General features: G+C 75.4%; 20 protein-coding genes. 10 read left to right on the top strand and 10 right to left on the bottom strand.

The window, feature by feature from the left end; genetic code table 11:
* Nucleotides 1–56: 56 nt before the first annotated feature.
* Both HKK73_RS14220 and HKK73_RS14215 read left to right on the top strand, forming a co-directional pair.
* Nucleotides 57–584 carry a MarR family winged helix-turn-helix transcriptional regulator gene (locus tag HKK73_RS14220; RefSeq protein WP_171468249.1) on the top strand — a complete coding sequence of 176 codons (528 nt, stop codon included), beginning with the start codon at nt 57–59 and terminating at the stop codon, nt 582–584.
* Between the two features lie 137 nt (nt 585–721).
* Nucleotides 722–1,924 carry a glycerate kinase gene (locus HKK73_RS14215; RefSeq protein ID WP_171468248.1) on the top strand — a complete coding sequence of 401 codons (1,203 nt, stop codon included), beginning with the start codon at nt 722–724 and terminating at the stop codon, nt 1,922–1,924.
* Nucleotides 1,925–1,978: 54 nt separating this feature from the next.
* On the opposite strand, the gene HKK73_RS14210 is transcribed toward HKK73_RS14215, so the two are convergent.
* The 5 genes from HKK73_RS14210 to HKK73_RS14190 all read right to left on the bottom strand — a co-directional run bounded on the left by HKK73_RS14210 (nt 1,979) and on the right by HKK73_RS14190 (nt 8,603).
* Nucleotides 1,979–3,187, bottom strand: a complete 1,209-nt coding sequence (locus HKK73_RS14210; RefSeq protein WP_171468247.1) for an AAA family ATPase — start codon at nt 3,185–3,187, stop codon at nt 1,979–1,981.
* A gap of 99 nt (nt 3,188–3,286) precedes the next feature.
* Nucleotides 3,287–3,694, bottom strand: a complete 408-nt coding sequence (locus HKK73_RS14205) for a RidA family protein (RefSeq protein WP_021483739.1) — start codon at nt 3,692–3,694, stop codon at nt 3,287–3,289.
* Nucleotides 3,695–3,752: 58 nt separating this feature from the next.
* Entirely contained in the window at nt 3,753–5,129 is a 1,377-nt protein-coding gene (locus HKK73_RS14200) for an alanine racemase (RefSeq protein ID WP_171468246.1), read from the bottom strand.
* Nucleotides 5,130–5,178: 49 nt separating this feature from the next.
* Nucleotides 5,179–6,831: an amidohydrolase family protein gene (locus HKK73_RS14195; RefSeq protein WP_171468245.1), complete on the bottom strand. Its 1,653-nt coding sequence runs from the start codon at nt 6,829–6,831 to the stop codon at nt 5,179–5,181.
* On the bottom strand, nt 6,828–8,603 hold the full coding sequence (locus tag HKK73_RS14190) for a beta-N-acetylhexosaminidase (protein ID WP_253705652.1): 1,776 nt from the start codon (nt 8,601–8,603) through the stop codon (nt 6,828–6,830). The genes HKK73_RS14195 and HKK73_RS14190 overlap by 4 nt, the downstream gene beginning before the upstream one ends.
* A 132-nt stretch (nt 8,604–8,735) precedes the next feature.
* Between HKK73_RS14190 and HKK73_RS14185 the strand changes: the two genes are divergently transcribed.
* The 5 genes from HKK73_RS14185 (at nt 8,736) to HKK73_RS14165 (ending at nt 15,575) form a co-directional block, all read left to right on the top strand.
* Nucleotides 8,736–9,767, top strand: coding sequence for a LacI family DNA-binding transcriptional regulator (locus HKK73_RS14185; RefSeq protein ID WP_114553684.1), 1,032 nt, complete (start codon nt 8,736–8,738; stop codon nt 9,765–9,767).
* A 339-nt stretch (nt 9,768–10,106) separates the two neighbouring features.
* On the top strand, nt 10,107–11,879 hold the full coding sequence (locus HKK73_RS14180; RefSeq protein WP_171468244.1) for a glycoside hydrolase family 13 protein: 1,773 nt from the start codon (nt 10,107–10,109) through the stop codon (nt 11,877–11,879).
* 110 nt (nt 11,880–11,989) lie between these two features.
* Complete coding sequence (locus tag HKK73_RS14175; RefSeq protein ID WP_021483402.1) at nt 11,990–13,390, top strand: ABC transporter substrate-binding protein; 1,401 nt, start codon at nt 11,990–11,992, stop codon at nt 13,388–13,390.
* Nucleotides 13,391–13,551: 161 nt separating this feature from the next.
* Nucleotides 13,552–14,517 carry a carbohydrate ABC transporter permease gene (locus tag HKK73_RS14170; protein ID WP_083711959.1) on the top strand — a complete coding sequence of 322 codons (966 nt, stop codon included), beginning with the start codon at nt 13,552–13,554 and terminating at the stop codon, nt 14,515–14,517.
* A complete protein-coding gene (locus HKK73_RS14165; RefSeq protein ID WP_081599886.1) occupies nt 14,514–15,575 on the top strand; it encodes a carbohydrate ABC transporter permease in 1,062 nt (353 codons plus the stop codon). The genes HKK73_RS14170 and HKK73_RS14165 overlap by 4 nt, the downstream gene beginning before the upstream one ends.
* A gap of 169 nt (nt 15,576–15,744) precedes the next feature.
* Here HKK73_RS14165 and HKK73_RS14160 read toward each other — a convergent pair whose 3' ends face one another.
* Nucleotides 15,745–17,040 carry an alkaline phosphatase gene (locus HKK73_RS14160; protein ID WP_171468243.1) on the bottom strand — a complete coding sequence of 432 codons (1,296 nt, stop codon included), beginning with the start codon at nt 17,038–17,040 and terminating at the stop codon, nt 15,745–15,747.
* Nucleotides 17,041–17,203: 163 nt separating this feature from the next.
* On the bottom strand, nt 17,204–18,244 hold the full coding sequence (locus HKK73_RS14155; protein WP_043653349.1) for a DUF2804 domain-containing protein: 1,041 nt from the start codon (nt 18,242–18,244) through the stop codon (nt 17,204–17,206).
* A 201-nt stretch (nt 18,245–18,445) separates the two neighbouring features.
* Between HKK73_RS14155 and HKK73_RS14150 the strand changes: the two genes are divergently transcribed.
* From HKK73_RS14150 to HKK73_RS14140, 3 genes are all read left to right on the top strand, one after another.
* On the top strand, nt 18,446–19,684 hold the full coding sequence (locus HKK73_RS14150; protein ID WP_171468242.1) for a ferrochelatase: 1,239 nt from the start codon (nt 18,446–18,448) through the stop codon (nt 19,682–19,684).
* Nucleotides 19,685–19,725: 41 nt separating this feature from the next.
* The gene (hemQ, locus tag HKK73_RS14145; protein ID WP_061267467.1) at nt 19,726–20,460 is read left to right on the top strand and encodes a hydrogen peroxide-dependent heme synthase; all 735 of its coding nucleotides are present in this window, start codon (nt 19,726–19,728) and stop codon (nt 20,458–20,460) included.
* Between the two features lie 220 nt (nt 20,461–20,680).
* Nucleotides 20,681–21,514, top strand: a complete 834-nt coding sequence (locus HKK73_RS14140; RefSeq protein ID WP_043653356.1) for a tryptophan-rich sensory protein — start codon at nt 20,681–20,683, stop codon at nt 21,512–21,514.
* A gap of 84 nt (nt 21,515–21,598) precedes the next feature.
* Here the strand turns inward: HKK73_RS14140 and HKK73_RS14135 are convergent, their stop codons facing one another.
* The 3 genes from HKK73_RS14135 to HKK73_RS14125 all read right to left on the bottom strand — a co-directional run bounded on the left by HKK73_RS14135 (nt 21,599) and on the right by HKK73_RS14125 (nt 24,682).
* Complete coding sequence (locus HKK73_RS14135; RefSeq protein WP_249355976.1) at nt 21,599–22,945, bottom strand: Glu/Leu/Phe/Val dehydrogenase; 1,347 nt, start codon at nt 22,943–22,945, stop codon at nt 21,599–21,601.
* 86 nt (nt 22,946–23,031) lie between these two features.
* Nucleotides 23,032–23,832 carry an aldo/keto reductase gene (locus HKK73_RS14130; protein ID WP_043653359.1) on the bottom strand — a complete coding sequence of 267 codons (801 nt, stop codon included), beginning with the start codon at nt 23,830–23,832 and terminating at the stop codon, nt 23,032–23,034.
* 91 nt (nt 23,833–23,923) lie between these two features.
* Nucleotides 23,924–24,682, bottom strand: a complete 759-nt coding sequence (locus HKK73_RS14125) for an AraC family transcriptional regulator (protein ID WP_043653362.1) — start codon at nt 24,680–24,682, stop codon at nt 23,924–23,926.
* Between the last annotated feature and the right edge of the window lie 44 nt (nt 24,683–24,726).

The following is a 24,726-nucleotide window of genomic DNA, read 5'->3' as shown; positions in this document are numbered from 1 at the left end:
GCCACCCGGCGGGTAGGGTCGATGCGAACGCATCGACCGAGCCGTCCGGGGGCGACATGACGCAGCAGCACGCCGACGACGCGGGCCCCGAGCCGGGCCCCGGGAGCGCGCGCCTCGCCGTCGAGACGTGGGAGTCCCTCTTCCGGGCCCAGGTCGCGATCATGCGGCGGCTGCAGTCCGACCCGGTGTGGGACGGCCTGACCCTGCGCGAGTACGACGTGCTCTTCTCGCTGACGAAGGGCCCCGAGGACGGGATGCGGCTGCGCGACCTCAACGCGTACATCCTGCTCAGCCAGCCCTCGCTGAGCCGCATGGTGGACCGGCTCGCGGTGCGCGGCCTCGTCGAGCGGGCGACCCCATCGGACGACGCGCGGGGCACGCTCGTCCGGCTCACCCCGGCGGGCCGCGAGCTCCAGCGCACGACCGGCCGCGCGCACGCCCGGGCCATCGCGACGTACGTGGGCGGCGCGCTCGACGACGCCGACCTCGCGACGCTCGGCGAGCTGCTCGAGCGGCTGCGTGCCGCGCAGCCGGACATCCCGGACGCCGCGCCGGGACGCGCTGCGGGCGCCCCGGGCGCCTGAGCGCGCGCCCACGGACGACGCGGTCACCCCGGCCGCCTCGGTACCGGCCTCGCGGTCTCGGCGCTGTGGCGCGGAACACGTCCGGTCCGTCCCTTCCGCTGCGGGCCGTCGCGCGTCGGCCTGCCTAGGATGCGAGCGTGTCCTCAACGCCGAGCACCACCCCGAACCCCGTCCCCGGGCGCCGCGCCGACGGCCCGCTGCGCGTCGTCGTCGCCCCCGACTCGTTCAAGGGCAGCCTGAGCGCCGCCGACGTCGCGCACGCCGTCGCGACGGGCGTGCGCAGCGTCGTCCCCGACGCGGAGGTCGTCGAGCTCCCCATGGCCGACGGCGGCGAGGGCACGCTCGAGGCCCTGCTCGCCGTGTGGGGCGTCCCGGCCCGCGAGGTCTCCACGGTCGACGCGATCGGCCGTCCCCGCACCGCGAGGTACGGGGTCTCGGCCGACGGCCGCCTCGGCGTGGTCGAGCTCGCCGAGGCGAGCGGGCTGCCCCAGGTGAGCGACGTCGCGCTCCAGCCCCTGCACGCGCACACCCGCGGCACGGGTGCGGCGGCGGCCGCCGTGCTCGACGCGGGGGTCGACGAGGTGATCGTGTGCCTCGGCGGGTCGGCGTCCACCGACGGCGGTGCGGGCATCCTCACCGGCCTCGGCGCGCGGCTCCTCGACGCCGACGGCGCGCCCGTTCCCGACGGCGGGGAGGGCCTCGCGCGGGTCGCGCGGCTCGACCTGTCCGGCCTGCACCCGCGGGCGCGCGAGGTCCGCTGGCGCCTCGCGGTCGACGTCACCAACCCGCTGCACGGCGAGCGGGGCGCGGCGCACGTGTTCGGACCGCAGAAGGGAGCCCAGCCGGCGGACGTCGCGTTCCTCGACGACGCGCTGCGGCGCTGGGCGGGAGTCCTCGCGCAGGAGACCGGCGTCGACGTGGCGGAGCTCGCGGGCGCGGGCGCCGCGGGCGGCGTGCCCGCGGGCATGGTCGGCGTCCTCGGCGCCGAGCTGGAGCCCGGCGCGCGCCTCGTCGCCGAGGCGGTCGGGCTGCCCGCTGCCATCCGTGCTGCCGACCTCGTCGTCACGGGCGAGGGGTCGTTCGACTCGCAGTCCGTCAACGGGAAGGTCGCCGACGCGATGGGCGCCCTCGCGGCACAGGCGCCGCACCGGCCTCCGGTCGTCGTGCTCGCGGGCCGGGTGCTGCTGCCCGCCCATCAGACGCGCCAGGCCGGGATCGCCGCGGCGTTCAGCATCGCGCCCGGCCCCATCGCGCTCGACGAGCTGCTCGACCGCACGGCGTCCCGCCTCGTCGACCTCGCCGCGACCGTCACGAGCCTGCACGTCGCGTCGCGGCGCTGACCGGCGCGTCCCCCGCGGCTGCCCTGGGTCGGCTCCCGGGGGACGGCGCCGCCGTCAGCGCTTCGGCCAGCCCCACGCGGGCTGGTCGAGGAGTCCCTCGCGCCCGGCGACCGTCGTCTCGCCGAACGGTGACCGCACGAGCTCGACCTCCACGAGCTCGTCCGCGCCGGGCAGGTCCGCCGGGCCCGACGCGGCCGCGTCCCGTAGCGCCTCGACGAGCGGCGGCGCGTGCGTGACGACCACGACCTGCGTCTCGCGACCCGCGGCGTGCACGAGCGCGCCGAGCGCGGGCAGGAGGTCGGGGTGCAGGCTCGTCTCCGGCTCGTTGAGCACGAGGAGCTCGGGCGGTCGCGGCGAGAGCAGCGCGGCGACGAGGAACAGGTAGCGCAGCGTCCCGTCGCTCAGCTCGGCGCCGGTGAGCCGCCGGAGCAGCCCGTCCTGGTGGAAGGCGACCTCGAACCTGCCGTCGTCGGCGTGCACCGCGAGCCGGCTGCCGGGGAAGGCCCGGGCGACGGCGTCGTCGAGCTCGTCCCCGCGGCCCAGGTCGCGCACCGTCTCGAGCGCCGCGGCGAGGTCCGCGCCGTCGTGCGCGAGGACGGGCGTGCGGGTGCCGAGCTGCGGCGAGCGCGCCGGGGCGTCGGCGTCGGTGCGCAGCTGGTCGTAGAAGCGCCACGACCGCAGGCGCTCGCGCACCGCGACGACCTCCGGCGCGCCCACCGGGTCGACGAGCTCGGTGAGCACGCTGTCGAAGGGCCGCAGGCGTGCGGGCGAGGACTGCCAGCGGCCCGCGTCGTCGCGCACGCGGACGGCCGGTCCGCGCCGCTCGACCTGGAGCGTCGCGGGCCGCGGGACGGGCCCCGACCAGACGGTCTCGACCTTGATCTCCGGGTCGAGGGCGAACGCCGACCCCGGGTGCTGCGGCAGGCCGAGATCCACCGCGTAGCCCAGGTCGTCCGGCGTGGCCCCCGCGAACCCGAGGCGCAGCGCGACGGGCGCCGTCCGGCGCGTGCCCTGGACCGCGCCGCCCGCGCGCGCGGCCCGACCGCCCTGCTCGGGCCCGGCCCAGAGCGTCGACCGCAGGCCGCCCTCCCGGGCCACCGCGCCGACGGCGCCGCCGAGCGCGCACCCGGACAGCAGACGCAGCGCGCGGTACAGGCTCGACTTGCCCGTCCCGTTCGCCCCGGTCACGACCGTGAGCCGCCCGAGCGGCAGCACGAGGCTCCGCAGCGAGCGGTAGCCCTCCACCGCGATCGTCGCGAGCATCGGTCACCTCCCGCCCGGCACGCTACGCGCCGGGTCCCACGCGGCGGCGCGGGGACCCGGCGCGGTGCGCGGCGAGGCGGCGTCGGGCCGCGTGGCGCGTCAGTCGGTGATCGCGAACGCGTCGATCTCGACGAGCATCTCCTCGCGCGGCAGACCCGTGAACACCGTGGTGCGGCTGGGGAGCACGCCCTTCGTGGTGTGCTGCGCGACGAACGCGCCGTAGGCGTCGTTCATAATCGGGAAGTCCTCGCGCTTCGTGAGGTACACGCGGAGCATGACGACGTCGTCGAACGTGGCGCCGGACGCCTCGACGATCGCGCGCACGTTCTCGAGCGTGCGCGTGGTCTGCGCGGCGACGTCGCCGGGGTAGAGGTACTCGTTCGTCGCCGGGTCGACGGGCCCCTGGCCCGAGACCTGGACGAACGGTCCCTTGCGCACGCCCTGGTGGAACGTGTGCGCGGGGGCCGGGGCGTCGGGGGTGGAGATCGCGGTCTTCTCGGTGGTCATGCGGGGTCCTCTCGGGGTGTCCGGGTGTCGTGCGGGTTCGGGGTGGGTCAGCGCTGGGTCAGAGGTCGATCGTCGCGAGGTCCACGACCTCGTCGCCCCGCACGACGGCGGCGACGCGCCACCGGTCGAACATCGTGCAGGGGTGGGAGATGCCGAAGCCGACGACGTCGCCCGGGCGGACCTGGGCGGTGGCGGGACCGCCGACCTGCCCGCCGCCGACCTCGTCCGCGTCCAGCGCGAGGTAGAGGTGCTGGTCGTTGAGCGCGGTGACACGGGTGCCGGCGAGCTCGCGCGGGGCGAGCCAGCCGTCGTCGGACTGCGAGCGCAGCCAGAGCGCGACGGGCAGGTCGATGTCGAACGAGACGTCGCGCCGGCCGATGCCGCAGACCGCGAGCCCGGGCTCCGGGACGGAGAGCACCTGGCCCCAGACGGTCGCGGCGGCGCGCAGCGGCTCCGCGCCGGGGATGCGGCTCCACGGGTCGGTGCGCGAGTAGAAGCCGTGGTCGTGCGTCACGTACGCGCCCGAGCGCACGACGACGCGGACCTCGACCTCGCGCCCGTCCGGGCCGGGGACCGGGCCGGGCAGCCCGGCGAGCACGACGTCGAGGAACGAGCTGCCGCCCGCCGACAGCACGAGCGGCTCCTCGACGCCCGCGAGACCCTCGCGCACGAACGCGGCGCCGAGCGCGCGCAGCCCGTCGCACCAGGCGCCGACGGCGGCGAGCTCGTCGGCGGTCGTGCCGCCCGCGACCGAGCCCTCGTACCCCGTCGCGCCGAGCAGGCGCAGGCCCGACGCGCGGAGCGCGCGCGCGAGGTCGAGCGCCGCGGCGGTGCTGCGGACGCCGGTGCGCCCGCCGGGGACACCAAGCTCGACGAGCACGCCGAGGCGCGCGCGGACGGCCGTCGGGGCGTCGGCGAACCCGCGGGCGAGCAGGTCGACCCCGTGCGGCGAGTCGACGCACAGCCACACCTCGTCGTCGCCTCCCGCGGCCTCGGCGCGCGCCAGGTCGTCGCGCAGCGACGCGATCTCGCGCGGGTCGAGCAGCTCGTTGGCGAGCAGCACGCGTGGCACGCCCCAGTCGCGCACCGTGCGCAGCTGGGACGGCGTCGCGACCGTCGCGCCCCACGCCCCGGCCGCGGCCTGGCGCGCGTAGAGCGCGCGCGACATCGTCGTCTTCACGTGCGGCGCGTGCTCGACTCCGCGCTCGGCGCACACGCGCGCGACGGTGCCGACGTTGTGGTCGAGCGCCGCGTCGTCGAGCGTGAGCAGCGGCCAGGAGAACGCGGCGTCGGTGACGCGCGGCGAGCCCGCGAGCACGTCCGCGACGGTGGTCCCGGCCGGGAGCCGCAGCCCCTTGGTCCGGGGCCCGACGACGTCGCGCGCCCAGGGGCGGTCGGGTGCGGGCCGCGCGGCGTCGTGCGTCGTGCCGGTCATGGGGTCCTCCTCGGGGACGGGGCTCTCATGGACGGGTGCAGGGGGCGGCTCACGCCGCCGGGGCGCCCGGGCGCAGCGGGCGGCCCGGGAGCGCGCCGGTGAGCGCGCCGTCGCGCAGGACGCGCACGCCCGCGACGAGCACGTCGTCCACGCCCGACGCCGGTCGGCGCGGGTCCTCGTACGTCGCCTCGTCGCGCACGCGGTCGGGGTCGACGAGCGCGAGGTCCGCGACCGCCCCCGGGACGACCGCACCGCGCCCGGCGAGCCCGAAGCGCGCGGCGGGCCGCGCGGACAGGTGCGTGACGGCGTCGGGCCACGTCCAGTCCCCGAGCGTACGCACGTGCTCGGCGAGGAAGCGCGCGAACGCGCCCCAGCCGCGCGGGTGGGGGCGGCCGCCGCCCCCGACCGGCGCGTAGATCGCGTCGGACCCGCCGACGTGCGCCCGGTGGCGCAGCAGGGCGCGGACGGACTCGGGGGAGTTCGTGGGCGGCTGGGCGAACACGCACGACGCGCGCAGCCGCGTCGCGACGAGCAGCCGCACCGCGGTCTCGGCGGGGGACAGCCCCAGGCGCGCGGCGACGTCGGGCAACGTCATGCCCTCCGTCCACGACAGGTCCTCGGCCGGGCCCGGCGCGGCCCCGGCGAGGGGGCCGGTCGGGACCGCGGCCATCGTCACGCGCGGCCACAGGTCGGCCAGGTGCGGGAAGTGCTCGCGGTGCAGGCGCTCGAGCACCGCGGGGTCGGCGAGCGCCGCGACGGTCGCGTCGACGTCCGCGATGGGGAGCCACGTCGGCAGCGACACCATCGACAGGATCGAGCAGCCGCGCAGGTACGGGTACGAGTCGAACGTGACGTCCAGGCCCGCGGCGTGCGCGTCGTCGACGTACCCCAGCAGCTCCGCGGCCGGGCCGTGGTAGTGCGAGACGTGCGTCGCGACCCCGGACGCGCGCGCCACGCGCACGAGCTCCGCGAAGGCCGGGCCGGCCCGGTCCTCGTAGCCGCGCATGTGGGACACGTGCGGCACGCCGCGGGCTGCGAGCACGCGCGCGAGCGCGACGAGCTCGGCCTCGTCGGCGTACGTCGCGGGGACGTACTCGAGGCCGGTCGACAGACCGAGCGCGCCGTCGTCGAGCGCCGAGGCGAGCAGCGCGAGCATCCGGTCCGTCTCGGCGGGCGTCGCGGGGCGCGCGGCGGCGCCGAGCACCGCGTAGCGGATCGTGCCGTGCGGGGCGAGGTAGCCCACGTTGACGCGGGTCGTGCCGTCGTACGTGGCGAGGAGGTCGGCGACGGACCCGCCGCGGAACGTCGGGTGCTCGCCGTTGATCGCCGCGAAGTACCCGCTCGCCCAGGCGGCGGCGTCGTGCAGGCCCGACGCCGCGGGCCCGCCGTCGGCGTCCGGGCGCGGCGAGGGCGCGTAGGACACCCCGTCCTGCCCGACGACGACGCTCGTCACTCCTTGGCGCAGCATGGCGAGCTGCACGTCGTCGTCGAGCACGGCGGCCTCCCCGTGCACGTGCGCGTCGACGAACCCGGGCAGCAGGAGCCGGCCGTCCGCGTCCAGCACGTCGGCGCCCGCCGGAGCGGTACCGGCCGCGGGCGCGACGCCCTCGACCCGGCCCGCGCGCACGGTGACGTCGACGGGGGCGGAGGGGCCGTCGTCGGGCTCGACGAGGCGCGCTCCGCGCACCACGAGGGCGCTCATGCCGGGCCGCCCGCGTCCTCGTCGCGACCCTCGACCCAGCCGCCGACGCCGCGCAGGCCGCCCGCGGCGAGCTCCTCGGCGCGGTCGCGCGGCCAGCCCGCGACCCCGGGCCGGGTCTGCCACGGGTGCGGTCCGTCGAGCGGCCGGTACTCCACGCCGGCCGCGTCGAGGCGCGGCAGGTGGTGCGCGACGAGGCGCTCGCGGAACGCGAGCGCCGCGGGGGACCCGGGGGAGCGGTCGGCCTCGGGGGACCACATGACCTCGGCGAACGCCGCGAGGCGCGGGAACGCGGCGTAGTCGACGCGGCGCGCGGAGTCGAGGTGCTCGGACCAGAGCTCCGCCTGCCCGCCGAGCAGCGCGCCCGGCGCGCGGCCCGTGGCGGGACCGCCCGCCGTGCCGCGCGCGGCACCCGCGAGCTCGGCCGGCAGGGGCTCGAACGCGTACACGTCGTCGAGCGTGGTGAGGAACCCGACCGGCACGGGCTCGTCCGGGGTGTCGCCGCCGCGGTGGTCGAGGTACACGACCTGCTCGGGCGCCATGACGACGTCGTGGCCCGCCGCGAGCGCGTCCGCGCCCACGGCCCAGCCGCGCCACGACGTCACGACGACGTCGCGCGGGAGCGCGGGGCCGAACGCCTCGTCCCACACGACCGCCCGCCGACCGCGGGACGCGACGTGCTCCGCGAGCCGCGCGAGGAACCAGCCGTGCAACCCGGCGACGTCGTCGAGCCCGAGCGCCTCCGCGCGCGCGACGATCGCGGGGTTCTCGCGCCACAGCGTCGTGGGCACCTCGTCACCGCCGATCGCGACGAACGGCGCGTCGAAGATCTCCAGCACCTCGTCGAGCACGTGCCGGAAGAACGTCAGGGACTCCTCCGACGGGTCGAGCACCTCGGTGCTCACGCCCCACGTGGTGCGGACCTCGTGCGGCCGCTTGCGCGTGCCGAGCTCCGGGTACGCGGCGACGGCGGCCTCCACGTGCCCCGGCGCGTCGATCTCCGGGACCACGGTGACGCCGCGCTCGCGCGCGTACGCGACGATCTCGCGCAGGTCGTCCTGCGTGTAGAAGCCGCCGTGCGGACGGCCGTCGGCGACGCCGGCGCGCCAGGTGCCGAGCCCGGACTCGCGCCGCCACGCGCCCACCTCGGTGAGCCGGGGGTAGCGCGCGATCTCGACGCGCCACCCCTGGTCGTCGGTGAGGTGGAGCTGGAGCACGTTGAGCCGGTGCGCCGCGGCGAGGTCGACGAACCGCAGGACGTCGGCCTTCGGCAGGAAGTGGCGCGCGACGTCGAGCAGCACGCCGCGCCACGCGAACCGCGGGTGGTCGGTGACCGCGACGTGGGGGAGCGCGAGCGTCGCGGGACCGCCTGCCCCGGCGGGGGCGCGGCGGAACGCGGCGGGGCCGGCGAGCTGGCGCAGGGTCTGGGCCGCGGCGTGCGCGCCGTCGAGGTCGGCCGCACCGACCCGGACGCCGTCGTCGCCGACGACGAGGCGGTAGCCCGACGGCGGGAGGTCGTCGTCGACCGCGAAGACCACGGACGGGGTGCCGTCGGCGGGCGCGGCGCCCGCCGGGGCGGGCACGAGGTCGAGGCCGAACGCGTCCTCGGTGACGCGCCGCCACCAGCGCGCCGCGGGGTGCAGGGCGGGGTCCGCGACGACGGACGTCCCGTCCGCGACGACGGTCGTCCCGGCGCCGGGCTCGAGCGTCACCGGGGCGGGGAGGATCCCGGCGGGGTCCGCCGTGGACGAGGTGGGCACCTTTTGGAAGGACACCGAACGAGCCTAGCGGGCCCGCGCGGTGTGCTCCTACCCGGCTGTGGACGGCCGGACGGCGCTGCCGCAAACGTGCGTTCACCGCAGGGAGGATCACGCAAGCCGCTTGCAGCCGGACGTATAGTCGACGGCATGTCGAGACGTCTGGCGGAGGTCGCCACCAAGGTCGGTGTCAGCGAGGCCACCGTGAGCCGCGTGCTCAACGGGAAGCCCGGCGTCTCGCAGGCCACGCGGGACGCGGTGCTCACGGCGCTCGACGTGCTGGGCTACGAGCGGCCCACCAAGCTGCGCGGGGAGCGCGGCCGGCTCGTGGGGCTCGTGCTCCCCGAGCTCGTCAACCCCATCTTCCCGGCGTTCGCCGAGGTCATCGGGGGCGCGCTCGCGCAGCAGGGGTTCACCCCGGTGCTGTGCACGCGCACGGCGGGCGGCGTGACGGAGGCCGAGTACATCGACCTGCTCCTGGGGCAGCACGTGTCGGGCGTGATCTTCGCGGGCGGCTTCTACGCCGAGCGCCAGGCCGACCACGCGCACTTCCGCCGGCTCGAGAAGCTCGGCCTGCCCGTCGTGCTGATGAACGCGTCCGTCGAGGACCTCGACTTCCCGCGCGTCTCGTGCGACGACCTCGTCGCGATGAACCAGGCGCTGGGCCACGTGCTGTCCCTCGGCCACGAGAGGGTCGGCCTGCTCCTCGGCCCGGCCGACCACGTGCCGTCCGAGCGCAAGCTCGCCGCCGCGCAGGCCTTCGCCGAGCGGCACGGCCACGCGCTGGACCCGGCGCTCGTCGTGCACAGCCAGTACTCGCTCGAGAGCGGTCAGGCCGCCGCGAACCGGCTCCTCGAGGCCGGCGCGACGGCGATCGTGTGCGCGAGCGACCCCCTCGCGCTCGGCGCGGTCCGCGCCGTCCGCCGCGCGGGGCTCGACGTGCCTGCCGACGTCTCCGTCGTCGGCTACGACGACTCGAACCTCATGAACTCGACGGACCCCGCGCTGACGACCGTGCGCCAGCCGATCGAGCCGATGGGCCGCGCGGCCGTCGACCTGCTCGCCGGCATGATCGCGGGTGCCGACGTCTCCCGCGACGAGCTGCTCTTCGAGCCGGAGCTCGTCGTGCGCGGCTCGACGGCCGCCGCGCGACCGTCGGGTCGTGACACGACGGTCGCCTGACCGCACCCTCTTCCTCCTGGGCCCCGGCCCGGCCGCCTCGTGCGCGCCGGACCGGGGCTCTCGTCGTCTGCCCTGCGACGGGAGCCGCCCCCGTCTCCGGCGGACAGGCGTCGCGGTCTGAGCGGGCCGAGATAGCGTTTCGATAACGCTGCTGTCAGGTTCTTGCGCGGATGCTGTCGACTAGTTACTGTCATGCCCGACGGCGCGGTCGGCACCCGGTGCACGACGGCCGTCGCGGGACCATCCCGGGACCATCCCGGACGGCATCGAACGCCGTGCGCCGACCTGACGGGGCGACCACCCCGACCACCCGGCCACGCACTCACGGAAGAGGACGCGGTGAGCAACGACCACCCCCGAGCCGCCGACGGCGCGCCCACCCCCGACGCGGCCCCCGCGGCGGCGGCACGGCCGGGGGCCTCGTCGCCCGACTGGTGGCGCAGCGCCGTGATCTACCAGGTGTACGTGCGCAGCTTCGCGGACGGGAACGGCGACGGGACGGGCGACCTCGCGGGCGTGCGCCAGCGCCTCGGCTACCTGCGCGACCTCGGCGTCGACGCGATCTGGTTCACCCCCTGGTACGTGTCCCCGCTCGCGGACGGCGGCTACGACGTCGCCGACTACCGCGCGATCGACCCGCAGTTCGGCACGCTCGCCGAGGCCGAGCAGCTCATCGCCGAGGCCCGCGCGCTCGGCATCCGCACGATCGTCGACGTCGTCCCGAACCACGTCTCGTCCGAGCACGAGTGGTTCCGCGCGGCCCTCGCGGCCGGGCCCGGGTCGCCCGAGCGCGAGCGCTTCTGGTTCCACCCGGGCCGGGGCGAGGACGGCTCGCAGGTCCCGACGCACTGGGTCTCGGAGTTCCAGGGCGGCACGTGGACGCGCACGACGAACCCCGACGGCACGCCCGGCGAGTGGTACCTCCACGTGTTCGCGCCCGAGCAGCCCGACCTCAACTGGGACCACCCCGACGTGCGCCGCGAGCACGAGGACATCCTGCGGTTCTGGTTCGACCGCGGCGCCGCGGGCATCCGCATCGACTCGGCGGCGCAGCTCGTCAAGGACCCGGCGCTGCCCGAGGTCCCGGACCACCCCGGCCCGGGCGAGCACCCGCACGTCGACCGCGACGAGCTCCACGACATCTACCGCGGCTGGCGCGCCGTCGCCGACACGTACGACGAGCCGCGCGTGCTCGTGGGCGAGGTCTGGCTCGCGGACCGGGAGCGGTTCGCCCGGTACCTGCGCCCGGACGAGATGCACACGGCGTTCAACTTCGACTTCATGGCCCGCCCGTGGGACGCGAAGGCGCTGCGCGAGTCGGTCCAGACCACGCTCGACGCGCACGCGCCGGTCTCCGCCCCCGCGACCTGGGTCCTGTCCAACCACGACGTGACCCGACCCGTGACGCGCTACGGACGCGAGGACAGCTCGTTCGCGTTCGCCACCAAGCGGTTCGGCACGCCGACGGACCTGGCGACCGGGCGGCGTCGGGCCCGCGCGGCCGCGCTGCTCTCCGCCGCGCTGCCCGGCTCGCTGTACCTCTACCAGGGCGACGAGCTCGGCCTGCCCGAGGTGGAGGACCTCCCGCCCGACGCGATCCAGGACCCGATGCACGCGCGGTCCGGCGGCGTCGACCCGGGCCGCGACGGCTGCCGCGTCCCGCTCCCGTGGACGCGCGGCGGCACGAGCCACGGCTTCGGGCCCGACGGCGGGGCGCAGCCCTGGCTGCCCCAGCCGCGCGGCTGGGGCGAGCTCTCCGTCGAGGCGCAGACCGGCGACGAGACCTCGGTGCTCACGCTCTACCGGCGCGTCCTCGCGACCCGCCGGGCCGAGCCCGCGCTCCGGGCCGGCGGGTTCCGCTGGCTCGACTCCCTCGGCGGGGTCGTGCTCGGCGACGACGTGCTCGCCTTCGTCCGCGACGCCCCGCGAGACGGCGACGGCGACGGCCGCGCGGTCGCGTGCGTCGTCAACCTCGGGCCCGACGACGTCCCGCTCCCCGCGGACGCCGAGGTCCTCCTGCGCAGCGACGCGCCCGGGAGCGTGTCCCGCGCGAGCGACGCGCCGGGCGCGGCGCGCCTGCCCACCGACACCGCCGTCTGGCTCCGGGCCTGACCGCGGCGACCGCCACGAGAACCCGGGCCGCGGGGCCCCGGCCCCACGACCCGCACCCGCTACCCAGCACCCCGTAACCCACCCAGCACTACCGGAACCCAGGAGCGACGATGAAGTCCACACGTCAGGCGACCGCCCTCACCCTCGCGGGGGCGCTCGCGTTCAGCACGCTCGCCGCGTGCTCGAGCGGCGGCTCGGGCAGCGACGACGAGAGCAGCGGCTCGGGCGGCGACGGGAAGGTCACCCTCAAGGTGGTGTCCCTCCTGCCGGGCTCCGAGCAGGAGGCGATCGACGCCTTCAACGCGCAGGTCGAGGAGTTCGAGGCCGCGAACCCGGACATCGACGTGCAGCCGGAGGAGTACGAGTGGAAGGCGACGACGTTCGCCCCGCAGCTCGCCGGCGGCACGCTGCCCGACGTCTTCGAGATCCCCTTCACCGACGCCAAGACGCTCGTCGAGAACGGCCAGCTCGCCGATCTCGACGAGCAGTTCCGGACCCTGCCGTACGCCGACAAGTTCAACCCGGCGATCCTCGAGGCCGGGACGGGCTCCGACGGCCACGTCTACGCGATCCCCGCGAAGAACGTGTACGGCGTGGGCCTGCACTACAACCGGGAGCTGTTCGAGTCCGCCGGGCTCGATCCCGACCAGCCGCCGACCACGTGGGACGAGGTCCGCGAGGACGCGAAGAAGATCGCGGACGCCAACCCGGGCGTCGCGGGCTACATGCAGATGTCGCAGAACAACACGGGCGGCTGGCAGCTCACGGTCAACACGTTCGCGCGCGGCGGTCGGACGCAGGAGGTCGCCGACGACGGCACCGCCACCTCGACGCTCACGAACGACGGCACCAAGGAAGCGCTCGAGTGGCTCCAGGCCATGCGCTGGGAGGACAACTCCCTCGGGAGCAACTTCCTCCTCGACTGGGGGACCATGAACCAGGCGTTCGCCGCGGGCCAGGTCGCCATGTACACGTCGGGCTCGGACGTCTTCACGTCGCTCGTCCAGACGAACGCGATCGACCCCGCCACCTACGGCCTCGCGGCGCTGCCGCTCGAGGGCGACGACGCGGGCGTCCTCACCGGCGGCACGCTCGCCGCGATGCCGGCGGACGTGGACGAGGCGAAGAAGGAGGCCGCGATCAAGTGGATCGACTTCTTCTACCTCGGCAAGCTCGTCGACGAGAAGCGCGCCGTCGCCGACGCCGAGACGCTCGTCGCGAACGACCAGCCCGTCGGCACCCCGGTCCTGCCGATGTTCTCCCCGGAGCAGTACCAGCAGAACCAGGAGTGGATCAAGGACTACATCAACGTCCCGCTCGACCAGATGACGAGCTACACGGACACGATGTTCGACCTGCCGCTCGTGGGTGAGCCGTCGCAGAAGACGCAGGAGATCTACGCCCTGCTCGACCCCGTCGTCCAGGCCGTCCTCACCGACGAGAACGCCGACGTGGACGCGCTGCTGGAGCAGGCGAACACCGAGGCGCAGGCCCTGCTCGACCAGGGCTGACGCCCGTCGGGGCGCGCGGGCACCGTCCGCGCGTCCCGGCCCGCAGACCCGGGTCGGCCGGCGGCGCCCCCTGCCGGCCGACCCGTACCCCGCCGGTGCCCGACGGCGCGACGCACCTCGCGTCGTCGGGCACCTCCCACCGCACCGAAGGACGTCCGCCCGTGACCGCCACCACCGCCCCGCCGCGACGGGGACCCGCCTCGCACGCGCGGGCCGACCGCGGCGGCCGACGCCGCAGCCCCGTGACGTGGTTCCGCGGCGGCGGCCTGAGCAACCTCGTGTTCCTGCTCCCGCTGATCCTCGTCTTCGGCGTCTTCTCGTGGTTCCCGATCGTGCGCGCGGTGATCATGAGCTTCCAGGAGACGAACCTCGTGAGCGACCCGACGTTCGTCGGGCTCGACAACTTCCGCCAGGTGCTCAGCGACCCGCTCCTGGGCAAGGCCGTGAAGAACACGCTCTACTTCGCGTTCCTCGCGCTGCTGTTCGGGTACCCGATCCCGCTCGTCGCCGCGGTGCTCATGCGCGAGGTCCGCCGGGCGCGCGGGCTGTACTCCGCGCTCGCGTACCTGCCGGTCGTCGTGCCGCCGGTCGTCGCGGTGCTGCTGTGGAAGTTCTTCTACAACGGCAGCCCGACGGGCGTGTTCAACACGATCCTCGGCTGGGTCGGGCTCGGCCCGTACCCGTGGCTCCAGGACGCCTCGACGGCGATGCCCTCGCTCGTGCTCGCGGCCACGTGGGCCGGCGCGGGCGGGACGATCATCATCTACCTCGCGGCGCTCACGAGCGTGCCGCCCGAGCTCTACGACGCGTCCGAGGTCGACGGCGCCGGGCTGTGGCGCAAGATCTGGCACGTCACGCTGCCCGCGCTGCGCGGCGTCCTGTTCATCACCCTGATCCTCCAGGTGATCGGCACGGCGCAGGTCTTCCTCGAGCCCTACCTCTTCACCGGCGGCGGGCCGAACAACGCGACCCTGACGATCCTGCTGCTCATCTACCGCTACGCCTTCCAGAACAGCCTGGGCGGCGACTACGGGGCCGCGACCGCGCTGTCGATCATGCTCGCCGCCGTCCTCGCCGTCTTCTCGGTCCTCTACTTCCGGCTCACCCGGTCCTGGAGCACGTCATGACCCTCTCGCCCACCGACAACCCGAGCGAGATCGGCGTCGTCTCGCAGGACTCCGCGGCGGCGACGGACGCCGCCGACGACCCGGCGGGCACCGCTCGCCGCGCCGCGGAGGCGAGCCGCACCCGTCGTGAGGCGGACCGCCGACGGCTGCGCGCGCGCCGCCGCAAGGCGCTCGACGGCGTCGAGGACCGCGGCGCGCTCTCCGAGGCGGACTGGCGCCGCCCGTCCGTGCGGTGGGGGATGGGCACGACCCACGTCCTGCTGCTCGTGGTCCTCGTCGTCGCGGGCCTCGGCCCGATGCTGCTGCTCGCGAAGTACGCCGTCACCCCGACGCAGGACATCCTCCGCACGCCCATGGCCGTCTTCCCGAACGGCATCGCGTGGGACAACCTCGACAAGGCGTGGAATGACGTCCAGGTCAGCCGGTACTTCCTCAACACGATCTGGCTCGCGGTCGGGTCGTGGGCGTCGCAGATCCTCGTCGCGACGACGGGCGGCTACGCGCTGTCCGTGCTGCGCCCGCGGTACGGGAAGGTCGTGCAGGCGCTCGTGCTGTCGACGATGTTCGTGCCCGCGATCGTCCTGCTGGTCCCGCTGTACCTGACGATCCTCGACCCGCCGCTGCTGGGGCGCTCGCTCATCAACAGCTTCTGGGCCGTGTGGCTGCCCGCAGGCGCGAGCGCGTTCAACGTGCTGCTCGTCCAGCGGTTCTTCGACAGCCTCCCTCGCGAGGTGTTCGAGGCCGCGCGCATGGACGGCGCCGGGCCGTACCGGCTGTTCTGGTCGGTCGTGCTGCCGATGTCGCGCCCGATCGTCGGCGTCGTCTCGGTGTTCGCGGTCATCGCGGCCTGGAAGGACTTCCTCTGGCCGCTGCTCGTGCTCAAGGACCCGGCGATCCAGCCGCTGTCCGTGCGCCTGCCGTCCATCGAGGCGTCGACCGACCTCGGCGTCTTCCTCGCCGCGCTCGCGATCTCGACCCTCATCCCCGTCGGCCTGTTCCTCGTCTTCCAGCGCATGTTCCTCCAGGGCGCCGGCCTCGGAGGAGCGGTCAAGGGCTGACCCCCCCCTGGCGCTCTGCCCCCCGGTCCCCGCCCCCACCCCCTCTCCGCCCCCACCTCTCCGTCGAGCACGGGGTCGGCGACCGGATCGAGACGATTCCGGTCGCCTACCCCGTGCTCGGCGGCGCCAGGGCCGTGGTCGGCGGCGCGGGGCCGTGCGGCCCCGGGGCTCAGCCGCGGCCGCGGGGCTGCATCGCGCGCAGGACGGCGTCGTGGACGTCGGTGTTGCGCTGCGCGCCCGCGAGCCGTGCGGCGCCGGGGCCCTGCGCGGTGATCGGCGTCGCCTCGCCCGTGTGGCCGCCCGTCGTCCAGTCGACGGTGAACTGCAGGTCGGAGCCCGCGAGGTCGAACGGGCCGTCCTCGGCCGTCGCGCCCTCGCCGCCCTCGTCGTCGGGGTCGACGTTCTCGATCGCGAGCCCGCCCGTCGCGTGGTCGCCCACGACGAGCACGAGCGTGTCCCGGTTCCGCTTCTGGAAGTCGAGCGCCAGCGCGACGGTCTCGTCGAGCGCCTGCCCGGCCTGGATCGTGCGCGTCGCGTTGGAGCGGTGCGCGAACTCGTCCACGCCCTCCTCCTCGACGAGCAGGAAGAACCCGTCGCGGTCGCGCGACAGCACGTCGAGCGCCTTGGCCGTCATGTCGACGAGCGGCACCTCCGGCTCGTAGAGGTCGCCCTCGCCCTCGTTGCGCTGCTCGAACATCTCCTCGTTCGCGAACAGGCCGAGCAGCTTGCGCCCGCGCGCGTCCGCGAGCCCCTCGGCGTCGCTCACGTACGTGTAGCCGAGGTCCTGCGCGCGCTCGACCAGGTTCCCCTTCGTCCCCTTGCTCTGCTCGGTCGGGTCCTTCGCGGGGTTGTCCTCCCACGCGCCGGGGTCGCCCGCCGGGTACCACCAGTCCTCGCCGCCGCCGAGGACGACGTCGGGCCGCGAGCTCTCCAGGAGCTGGCGCGCGATCTCGCTCTGGTCGCCCCGGTCGGGCACGTGCGCGCCGAACGCCGCCGGTGTCGCGTCGGTGACCTGCGCCGTCGTGACGAGCCCGGTGGCCTTGCCCGCGCCCCGGGCCGCCTCGAGGAGCGTCGGGACCGGGTTGCCGTCGACGTCGACGCCCACCGCCCCGTTGTACGTCCGGACCCCGGACGCGAACGCCGTGGCGCCCGCCGCGGAGTCCGTGACGGCCTCCTCGGGGTCGGCCGAGTCCGTCGTGGTCCACCCGGCGTGCTCGAGCGAGTCCATCGCGAGCTGCCCGTCCTTGCCCACCGTCGCGAGCCGGATCAGCTCACGGTGCGAGAGCCCGAGCCCGTCGCCCTGGATGAAGATGACGTTGCGGGCGCGGTCGTTCCCGTGACCCTGACCGCCGCCCCGGTCGTCGCCGCGCTCGCCACCGCCGCCGAGCGGCAGGAGCATCACGAGCGCCGCGGCGGCCGCGACCCCCGTCGTCCCCGCGCTGAACCGTCCTCGTCGTGCCTGCATGAGACTCCCCTTTCCCACCGGCGCCGGCTGCGGTGCCGGCACGGCCGCCGCGGACGGGGTCGCCGTCGTCGCGGGGCACGCCCGACGGCGTCGGTGCCGTCGGGACGCTCCCCACGCTAGGCACGGGTGGGGGACTGGCAAGCCGGGCCGGGGTGCGGGGCGGTCACCAGCGGTTGTGGACCTCCTCGGCCCAGCCGACGAGCCCGTCGAACCGCACCGGCGCGGGCGGGGTGCCGCCCGCACCCGGCGCGGCCGGCGGCGTGAACGTGCCCGACCAGTGCCCGAAGCACTGGTCGGTCGACGACGAGACGACCCCGAGGTGCGTGCGCGTGACCTTCGTGTGGAAGGGCACGAACGTCGCGTCGAGGCCGCCGCCGCTGACGCGCCACGGCCGGTCCGGATCGGCGAGGTCGTAGTCCCAGACGAGCTCGTCGGGGAGGTGGTGGAGACGCCCGTCGACGAGTACCGCGTTCTCGGTCGATCCCGTGCCGACCGTCCAGCGGCCGCCCACCTGGATCCCGACGACCCGGCCGTGGCTCTCGCCCGAGCCCGCGCCCCAGTTCCACCGGACGTCGTACGGCCAGCGCCCGCGGCCGTGGTCGAGCACGGCCCACGACGACCCGGCGGGCACGTCGACCGTCCGGCCGTCGACCCACAGCGTCCCGTGCGCCGGGCGGGCCACGTCCTTGACCGTGTACTGGAACCGCGTGTCGCTCCACGGGACCACCACTGCGAGCCGCTCGTGACCCGGCGGCAGCGTGGCGACGACGTCGAACGAGACGTCGCGCGTGCGTGCCCGCAGACGCGTGCCGCCGTCGACCTCGTCGAGGTCGATCGCGAGGTTCCTCGCCCGGGCGCGCGCCGGGCCGTCGCCCAGCGTGCCGGGGAGCTCGACGCCGCGCGCCGGCACCATGGTCGCGGCGGCACCCCACGTCCGGCCCGACTCCCGGTCCAGGACCCACACCTCGTGCACCGCGGCGTAGTCGATCGAGGAGACGGTGAGGGCGAGGACGTGCGTCGGGGTGGTGACGCCCCAGTACTCCCAGCGCTTGTTCCGGCCGAACCGGCGCGGGCCGCCCGCCCCGCGGCGCCCGATCGCGTCGGTGCCGACGAGCGGCTGGCGGGCCCAGCCGACGGCCCGGCGGTCGAGGCGGCCGTCGGGGCGCGTGAGCGGCACGCGCTCGGTGATCTCCGGGAGCGGCACGGCTCCACCTCCACGTGGTCGGCTCGGGCGGCTCGTGCGCGGGCGTCGGTGCCCGCGGCGCGGCCCGAGGGACGAGCGGCCCGAGTCTAGGGTGCGACCGGCCTCGCGAGGGACGAGGTGACACTCTGTCCCGTCAATGTCACGTCCGAGGTGCCCGCTTCCGGACGAGCGGGCTCAGGAGCGGGTGCCATGATCGGGAGCATGCCCCCGTTCTCCCCCCAGGACGTCACTGCCGACACGGGCCGGGCCGCCGAGCCTGTCGAGCCCGTCGAGCCCGCCGCCACCCCCGCGAGCACCGTCGACCCCGGCCCTGCGCCCGACCTGCGCCCGTACGACGCGCTGCTGCTGTACTCGTTCGGCGGGCCCAACAAGCCCGAGGACGTCGTGCCGTTCCTGCGCAACGTCACCGCGGGCAAGGGCATCCCGGACTCCCGCCTCGAGGAGGTCGGCGAGCACTACTACGGCTTCGGCGGCAAGAGCCCCATCAACGAGCAGAACCTCGCGCTCAAGGCGGCGCTCGAGGCCGAGCTCGCGCGCCGCGGCGTCGAGCTGCCCGTCGTGTGGGGCAACCGCAACTGGGAGCCGTACACGACCGACGCGATCGACGAGCTCGAGGCGCTGGGCGCGAAGAACGCCGTCGCGCTCGTGACGTCCGCGTACTCGTCGTACTCGGGCTGCCGCCAGTACCGCGAGGACCTCGCGGTCGTGCTCGACGGGCGCGGCCAGCTCGGCCCCGACGGCTCCACGGGCGTGCAGTTCGACAAGGTGCGCTCCTACTTCAACCACCCGGGCTTCGCGCAGGCGAACGTCGACGCGGTGCTCGACGGCTACGCGGCGCTCGCGGACAAGGACGGCGACGGCGCGGCCGCGCGGCTCGTGTTCGTCACGCACTCCATCCCGGACACGATGGAGGCGGCGTCGCGCATCTCGTTCGCGACGTACTCCGAGCAGCACCTCGACCTCGCGCGCGTCATCGCCGCGGAGGTCTCGGCGCGCCTGGGCCACGACGTCGCGTGGGACCTCGCGTACTGCTCGCGGTCCGGCCCGCCGAGCCAGCCGTGGCTCGAGCCCGACGTGAACGACCACCTGGAGGCCCTCGCGCAGGACGGCGTCCGCGACGTCGTCCTCTCGCCGATCGGCTTCGTCTCCGACCACATGGAGGTCGCGTACGACCTCGACACCGAGGCGATGGAGACCGCGACGGGGCTCGGGATGACCGCCGTCCGCGCAGGCACCGTGAGCACGCGCGAGCCGTTCGTGCGCGGCCTCGTGGACCTGCTCGTCGAGCGCGCGGCGCTCGCGCGCGGCGAGGACGTCGCGCAGGCCACGGTCGGTGCGCTGCCCGCGTTCCGCTCGGTGTGCGCGCCGGGCTGCTGCCTGCGCCGTGACGGAGAGCCGAGCGGCGTCCCGGCGCTGTGCAGCACGGACATCCACAGCTGAACCCCGGCGGACACCCCCGCACGGACCCGAGAGGAACCCCGATGAACGACGCCGCGCGCGTGCCCGCGGACCACGAGCAGATCAACACCACCATCCGCTACGCGATGTGGTCCGTCTTCGCGACGGCGGCGCCCCTGCCCGCCGACGCGGACGAGCGCGCGGGCCTCGTGGCCGACGCGCTGGCCGCCGTCGGCGGCGGCGACGACCCGTCCGCGACGGACGGCGACCTCGTCGTGCGCGGCTGGTACGACGTCGCGGGCCTGCGCTCGGACGCCGACCTCATGGTGTGGTGGCACGGCCCGACGGTCGAGTCGGTGCAGCGCGCCTACCAGCACCTGCGCGCGAGCGGCCTGGGCGCGCACCTCGAGCCCGTGTGGTCGAACGTGGCGCTGCACCGCCCGGCGGAGTTCAACCGGGGGCACGTGCCCGCGTTCCTCGCGGGCGAGGAGCCGCGCGACTACCTGTCGGTCTACCCGTTCGTGCGCTCGTACGACTGGTACCTCCTGCCCGACGCCGAGCGCCGCACCATGCTGCGCGACCACGGCCTCGCGGCGAAGGACTACCCGGACGTGCGGGCCAACACGGTCGCGTCGTTCGCGCTCGGCGACTACGAGTGGATCCTCGCGTTCGAGGCCGACGAGCTGCACCGCATCGTCGACCTCATGCGCGAGCTGCGCGCGACCGAGGCGCGCCGCCACGTGCGCGAGGAGGTCCCGTTCTTCACGGGCCCGCGCACGACGCTCGCCGACTGGGCGGACCGCCAGCCCCTGGCCTGACCCCACCCCGCCCACCCCACCCGCCCGCCCGGCAGGCCCGGCCCCGCCCCGGGCCTGCGGCCGAGAACGACTCTGGTGTCGGTATCTCCGCGATACCGACACCAGAGTCGTTCTCGGCGGGGAGCAGAGTCGTTCTCGTCGGCGAGCAGCGTCGTTCTCGGCGGGGGAGCGGCGACGCTCCCGAGATGCTCAGCATGCTTAGTGATGTCAGGCTGGAGGCATGACCACCGCAGCCGCCGTCCCCGCGGGAAGCGTCCGCGCCCCCGCTCCCTCCGATCGGGTCCGCCAGGTCGTCGTCCTCGTCGGGTCGCTCGTCGCGGCCGGGGCCGCCGCGTACGGCGCGGGCGCCTTCGGCGGCACGTCCGTCGAGCAGACCGCCGGGGGAGCGCTGTCCTCGACCGCGACGCCCGTCGCGCCCGACAACCCGGCGTTCCGCATCTGGTCGGTGATCTACCTCGGCCTCTTCGCGTTCGCCGTCTACCAGGTGCTGCCGCGGCACGCGACGAGCCCGCGCCTGCGCGCGACCGCGTGGTGGGTCCTGGTGTCCATGGTCCTCAACGCCGCGTGGATCGGCGTCGTGCAGGCCGGGTGGGTGCCGCTGAGCGTCGTCGTCATCGCGGCGCTGCTCGCCGTCAACGCGGTGGTCGTCGTGCGGCTCGTGCGCCGTCGGCCCGAGTCGACGGCGCAGGCCGTCGTGCTCGACGGGACGATGGGCCTGTACACCGGCTGGGTGAGCGTCGCGACGCTCGCCAACGTCGCCGCGGCCCTCACCGACGCGGGCGTCGGCGAGCTCGGCCTCGGCGCGACGGGCTGGTCGGTCGTGCTCGTCGCGGCGGCCGCCGCCCTCTCCGTCGCGTGGGCGGCGTTCGCCGCCGGGCGTCGCGCGGTCGTGCTCGGCATCGGCCTCGCGATGTCGTGGGGCCTCGCGTGGATCGCCGTCGGGCGGTTCCAGGGCGAGCTCGTGAACCCCACCGTCGCCTGGGCCGCCGTCGCAGCATCCGCGATCGCCCTCCTGTCGGCGCTCCTGGCGACAACCCGCCACCTACGCCCCTGATCACCCGCCGAGCACGGGATCCGCGACCGGATCGAGCCCAGGACGGTCGCGGACCCCGTGCTCGGCGGGGCCGAGCGTGGTCCGTCAGGGGTAGAGGCCTCGGATCTGGTGGGCCTCTGCTACGCGCTGGACGCCGATGACGAGCGCTGCGTCGCGCAGGCTCAGGTCCTCTCGGCGCGCGAGACCCGCGACCTCCTCGTAGGCGTGGAGCATGCGGTGCTCGAGCTTGTCGCCGATCTCCTCCGCGGTCCACCAGTACGCCTGGTTCGCCTGGACCCACTCGAAGTAGGAGACGACGACGCCGCCCGCGTTCGCGAGCACGTCCGGCACCACGGTCACGCCGTTCTTCGCGAGCACGCGGTCGCCCTCGGCGGTCGTCGGGCCGTTGGCGCCCTCGACGACCCAGCGCGCGCGCACGGTGCGAGCGGTGTCGCCGTCGAGCACGCCCTCTACCGCGGCCGGGACGAGCACGTCGACGTCGAGCGCGAGCAGCGCGTCGTTGTCCACCGGGTCGGCCCGGTCGAAGCCCACGACGCTCCCCGTCGCGGCGACGTGCTCGACCAGGGCGCGCACGTCGAGACCGTCCGGGGCGTGCACCCCGCCGTACTGGTCGGAGACCGCCACGACGCGGGCCCCGCGGGCCGCGAAGATCGCGGCCGCGTGCGACCCGACCTTGCCGAAGCCCTGGATGGCGACGCGCACGTCGGACAGCGGCACGCCCGCCTCCTCGAGCGCCGCGGCGGTGACGTGCACGACCCCGGCGCTCGTCGCCGTCGTGCGGCCGAGCGACCCGCCCACGGTGATGGGCTTGCCCGTCACGACCGCCGGGATCGTGTAGCCCTGGTTGACGGAGTAGGTGTCCATGACCCAGGCCATGGTCCGCTCGCTCGTGCCCATGTCGGGCGCCATGATGTCCCGCTCGGGCCCGATGACCGGCATGATCTCCGACGTGTAGCGGCGCGTCACGCGCTCGAGCTCCGCGTCGGAGTAGGAGCGCGGGTCGATCGCGACGCCGCCCTTCGCGCCGCCGTACGGCAGGTCCACGAGGGCGCACTTCCACGTCATCCACATGGCGAGCGCGCGGACCTCGTCGATGTCGACGCTCGGCGCGTACCGCAGGCCGCCCTTGCCCGGACCGCGCGACACGTTGTGCTGCACGCGGTAACCGTGGAAGAGGACGGTGCGGCCGTCGTCGCGCCGCAGCGGCACGGCCACGTTCACCTCGCGGCGCGGGGTCGCGAGCATCTCGTGCAGGCCGTCGTCGTAGCCGAGGAAGCGGACCGCGCCGGCAAGCTGCGCGTGCGCGGTGTCGAGCGCGGACGCCGGGGCGCCGGCGTCGGGGGAGCGGCGCGTGCCGCGGGGGAGATCGGTGCTGTCGGTGGGGGTGGGGCCGTCGCTCGTGGTGGCGGGCGGCACGGACGTCGTCGTCACGGTTCCTCCGGTTCGAGGTTCTCCTCGGTGCCGCGGGGGTGTGCGGCACCGAGGGTCACGCTACCCCCGGCGCGGTCGCTCGCCCCTCACGCGCCCCGGCGGTGCCCGAGGGAGTCGACCGCCGCGAGCTCGTCGGCGGTGAGGGAGAACCCGGTGACCCGGAAGTTCGCCTCGATGCGCTCCGGCGTCACGGACTTCGGGATGACGACGAACCCGTGGTCGAGGTGCCAGCGCAGCACGACCTGCGCAGGGGTGACGCCGTGCGCGGCCGCGACCTCGGCGAGCACCGGCGCGTCGAGGTCGGTGCGCTTGAACGGGCTGTACCCCTCGAGCACGACGCCGCGCTGCGCGAGCTCGTGCACGACCCGGTGGTCGTAGTCGGCCGGGCTCCACGGGATCTGGTCGACGGCGGGCGTCTCGCCGACCTGCTCGGACAGCACGTCGACCTGCTCGACGGAGTAGTTGCTCACCCCGATCGAACGCACCTTGCCCTCGTCGCGCAGCTCGACGAACCGCTCCCACACCCACGGCGACGCCTCGCCCGCCGGCGGCCAGTGGACGAGCCACAGGTCCACGTGGTCCGTGCCGAGGTCGTGCAGCGACGCCTCGAGCGTCTCGCGCTCGCGGCCCGCGGCGTCCGGCGGGAGCTTGGTCGTGACGAACACGTCGGCGCGGTCCACGGACGAGTCGGCGAGCGCGCGCCCGACCTGCGCCTCGTTGCCGTAGCCCGTCGCGGTGTCGACGTGCCGGTAGCCCACGTCGAGCGCGTGGCGCACGGCGCGGTAGGCGTCGTCGCCCTCGGACTGCCAGGTGCCGAGGCCGAGCAGGGGCATCGGGCCGCCGGGCAGCTCGACCGTGGGGACGGGGGCGGTGTCTGCGGAGGTCATGCCGTCAGTCTCCGTGCCCGACGCCGTCTCTCGCCACCGCGGGCGCGCGCGGCACCGCGGGCCCGCCCGTCGTCGCGCGGGCGGGAACGGGTCAGCGCCGCGTGCGGCGCCGGTACTGGGCCGGGGTCTCGCCCGCGAGGCGCGCGAACGTGCGCGTGAACGACGGCTGGTCGTAGAACCCGCTCGCCGCCGCGACGTCGCCGATCGACACGGCGCTCCCCGCGAGCAGGCGCGTCGCGTGGTCGACCCGGGTGCGCAGCACGAGCTGGCGCGGCGTCACGCCGTACACGCGCCGCACGCGCCGGTCGAGCACCGCGGGCGTGCACCCCGCCGCCTCGGCGAGCCGCGCCGTCGTCCAGCGCGCCCCGAGGTCCGCCTCGACCGCGGCGACGAGCGCGGCGAGGGAGTCCATCGTCGCGTCGTCCGCCGCGCCCGCGCGCAGGTCGTGCGAGACCGAGACGATCCCCACGAGGTGACCGGCGTCGTCGTGCACGGGGAGCTTGGAGGTGAGGAACCAGCCCGACGTGCCGCCGAGCCGCCGGATGCGCTCGAGCTCGCCGCGCAGCGCGCGCCCGCGCAGCACCTCGGCGTCCTGCTGCTCGTAGCGCTCGGCGAGCTGCGCGACGAACAGGTCGCGCGCGCGTCGGCCCAGCACCGCGCGGCGCGAGCGCTCGTTCGTCCGCGCGACGAACACCGGGTTGACCGCGACGTACCGGCCCGTGACGTCCTTCGCGCAGAACATCGTGTCCGGCAGCTCGTCCATGAGCGCGACCATGGCGGGGCTGAGGGCGGCGAGGAGCTGGTCCGCCGCGGGCGGCGAGGTCTCGGCGTTGTCGCGGACGGGTGCCATGTCGCCCTGGATCGTACAAGACGAGCCACCGCGACCCGAGGCAC

Origin of the sequence: Cellulosimicrobium sp. 72-3, assembly GCF_013127315.1 — a bacterium.
Lineage (GTDB): Bacteria > Actinomycetota > Actinomycetes > Actinomycetales > Cellulomonadaceae > Cellulosimicrobium > Cellulosimicrobium funkei.
This window is presented reverse-complemented; position numbering and strand designations above follow the sequence as displayed.

Bases quoted from the DNA above. Each gene is read 5' to 3' on its own strand.
- HKK73_RS14165 (WP_081599886.1), top strand. From the start codon at position 14,514: ATGACCCTCTCGCCCACCGACAACCCGAGCGAGATCGGCGTCGTCTCG.
- HKK73_RS14200 (WP_171468246.1), bottom strand. From the start codon at position 5,129: ATGACCGGCACGACGCACGACGCCGCGCGGCCCGCACCCGACCGCCCC.
- HKK73_RS14210 (WP_171468247.1), bottom strand. From the start codon at position 3,187: ATGCTCGCGACGATCGCGGTGGAGGGCTACCGCTCGCTGCGGAGCCTC.
- HKK73_RS14150 (WP_171468242.1), top strand. From the start codon at position 18,446: ATGCCCCCGTTCTCCCCCCAGGACGTCACTGCCGACACGGGCCGGGCC.
- HKK73_RS14220 (WP_171468249.1), top strand. From the start codon at position 57: ATGACGCAGCAGCACGCCGACGACGCGGGCCCCGAGCCGGGCCCCGGG.
- HKK73_RS14130 (WP_043653359.1), bottom strand. From the start codon at position 23,832: ATGACCTCCGCAGACACCGCCCCCGTCCCCACGGTCGAGCTGCCCGGC.
- HKK73_RS14160 (WP_171468243.1), bottom strand. From the start codon at position 17,040: ATGCAGGCACGACGAGGACGGTTCAGCGCGGGGACGACGGGGGTCGCG.
- HKK73_RS14205 (WP_021483739.1), bottom strand. From the start codon at position 3,694: ATGACCACCGAGAAGACCGCGATCTCCACCCCCGACGCCCCGGCCCCC.
- HKK73_RS14125 (WP_043653362.1), bottom strand. From the start codon at position 24,682: ATGGCACCCGTCCGCGACAACGCCGAGACCTCGCCGCCCGCGGCGGAC.
- hemQ (WP_061267467.1), top strand. From the start codon at position 19,726: ATGAACGACGCCGCGCGCGTGCCCGCGGACCACGAGCAGATCAACACC.
- HKK73_RS14140 (WP_043653356.1), top strand. From the start codon at position 20,681: ATGACCACCGCAGCCGCCGTCCCCGCGGGAAGCGTCCGCGCCCCCGCT.
- HKK73_RS14195 (WP_171468245.1), bottom strand. From the start codon at position 6,831: ATGAGCGCCCTCGTGGTGCGCGGAGCGCGCCTCGTCGAGCCCGACGAC.
- HKK73_RS14175 (WP_021483402.1), top strand. From the start codon at position 11,990: ATGAAGTCCACACGTCAGGCGACCGCCCTCACCCTCGCGGGGGCGCTC.
- HKK73_RS14185 (WP_114553684.1), top strand. From the start codon at position 8,736: ATGTCGAGACGTCTGGCGGAGGTCGCCACCAAGGTCGGTGTCAGCGAG.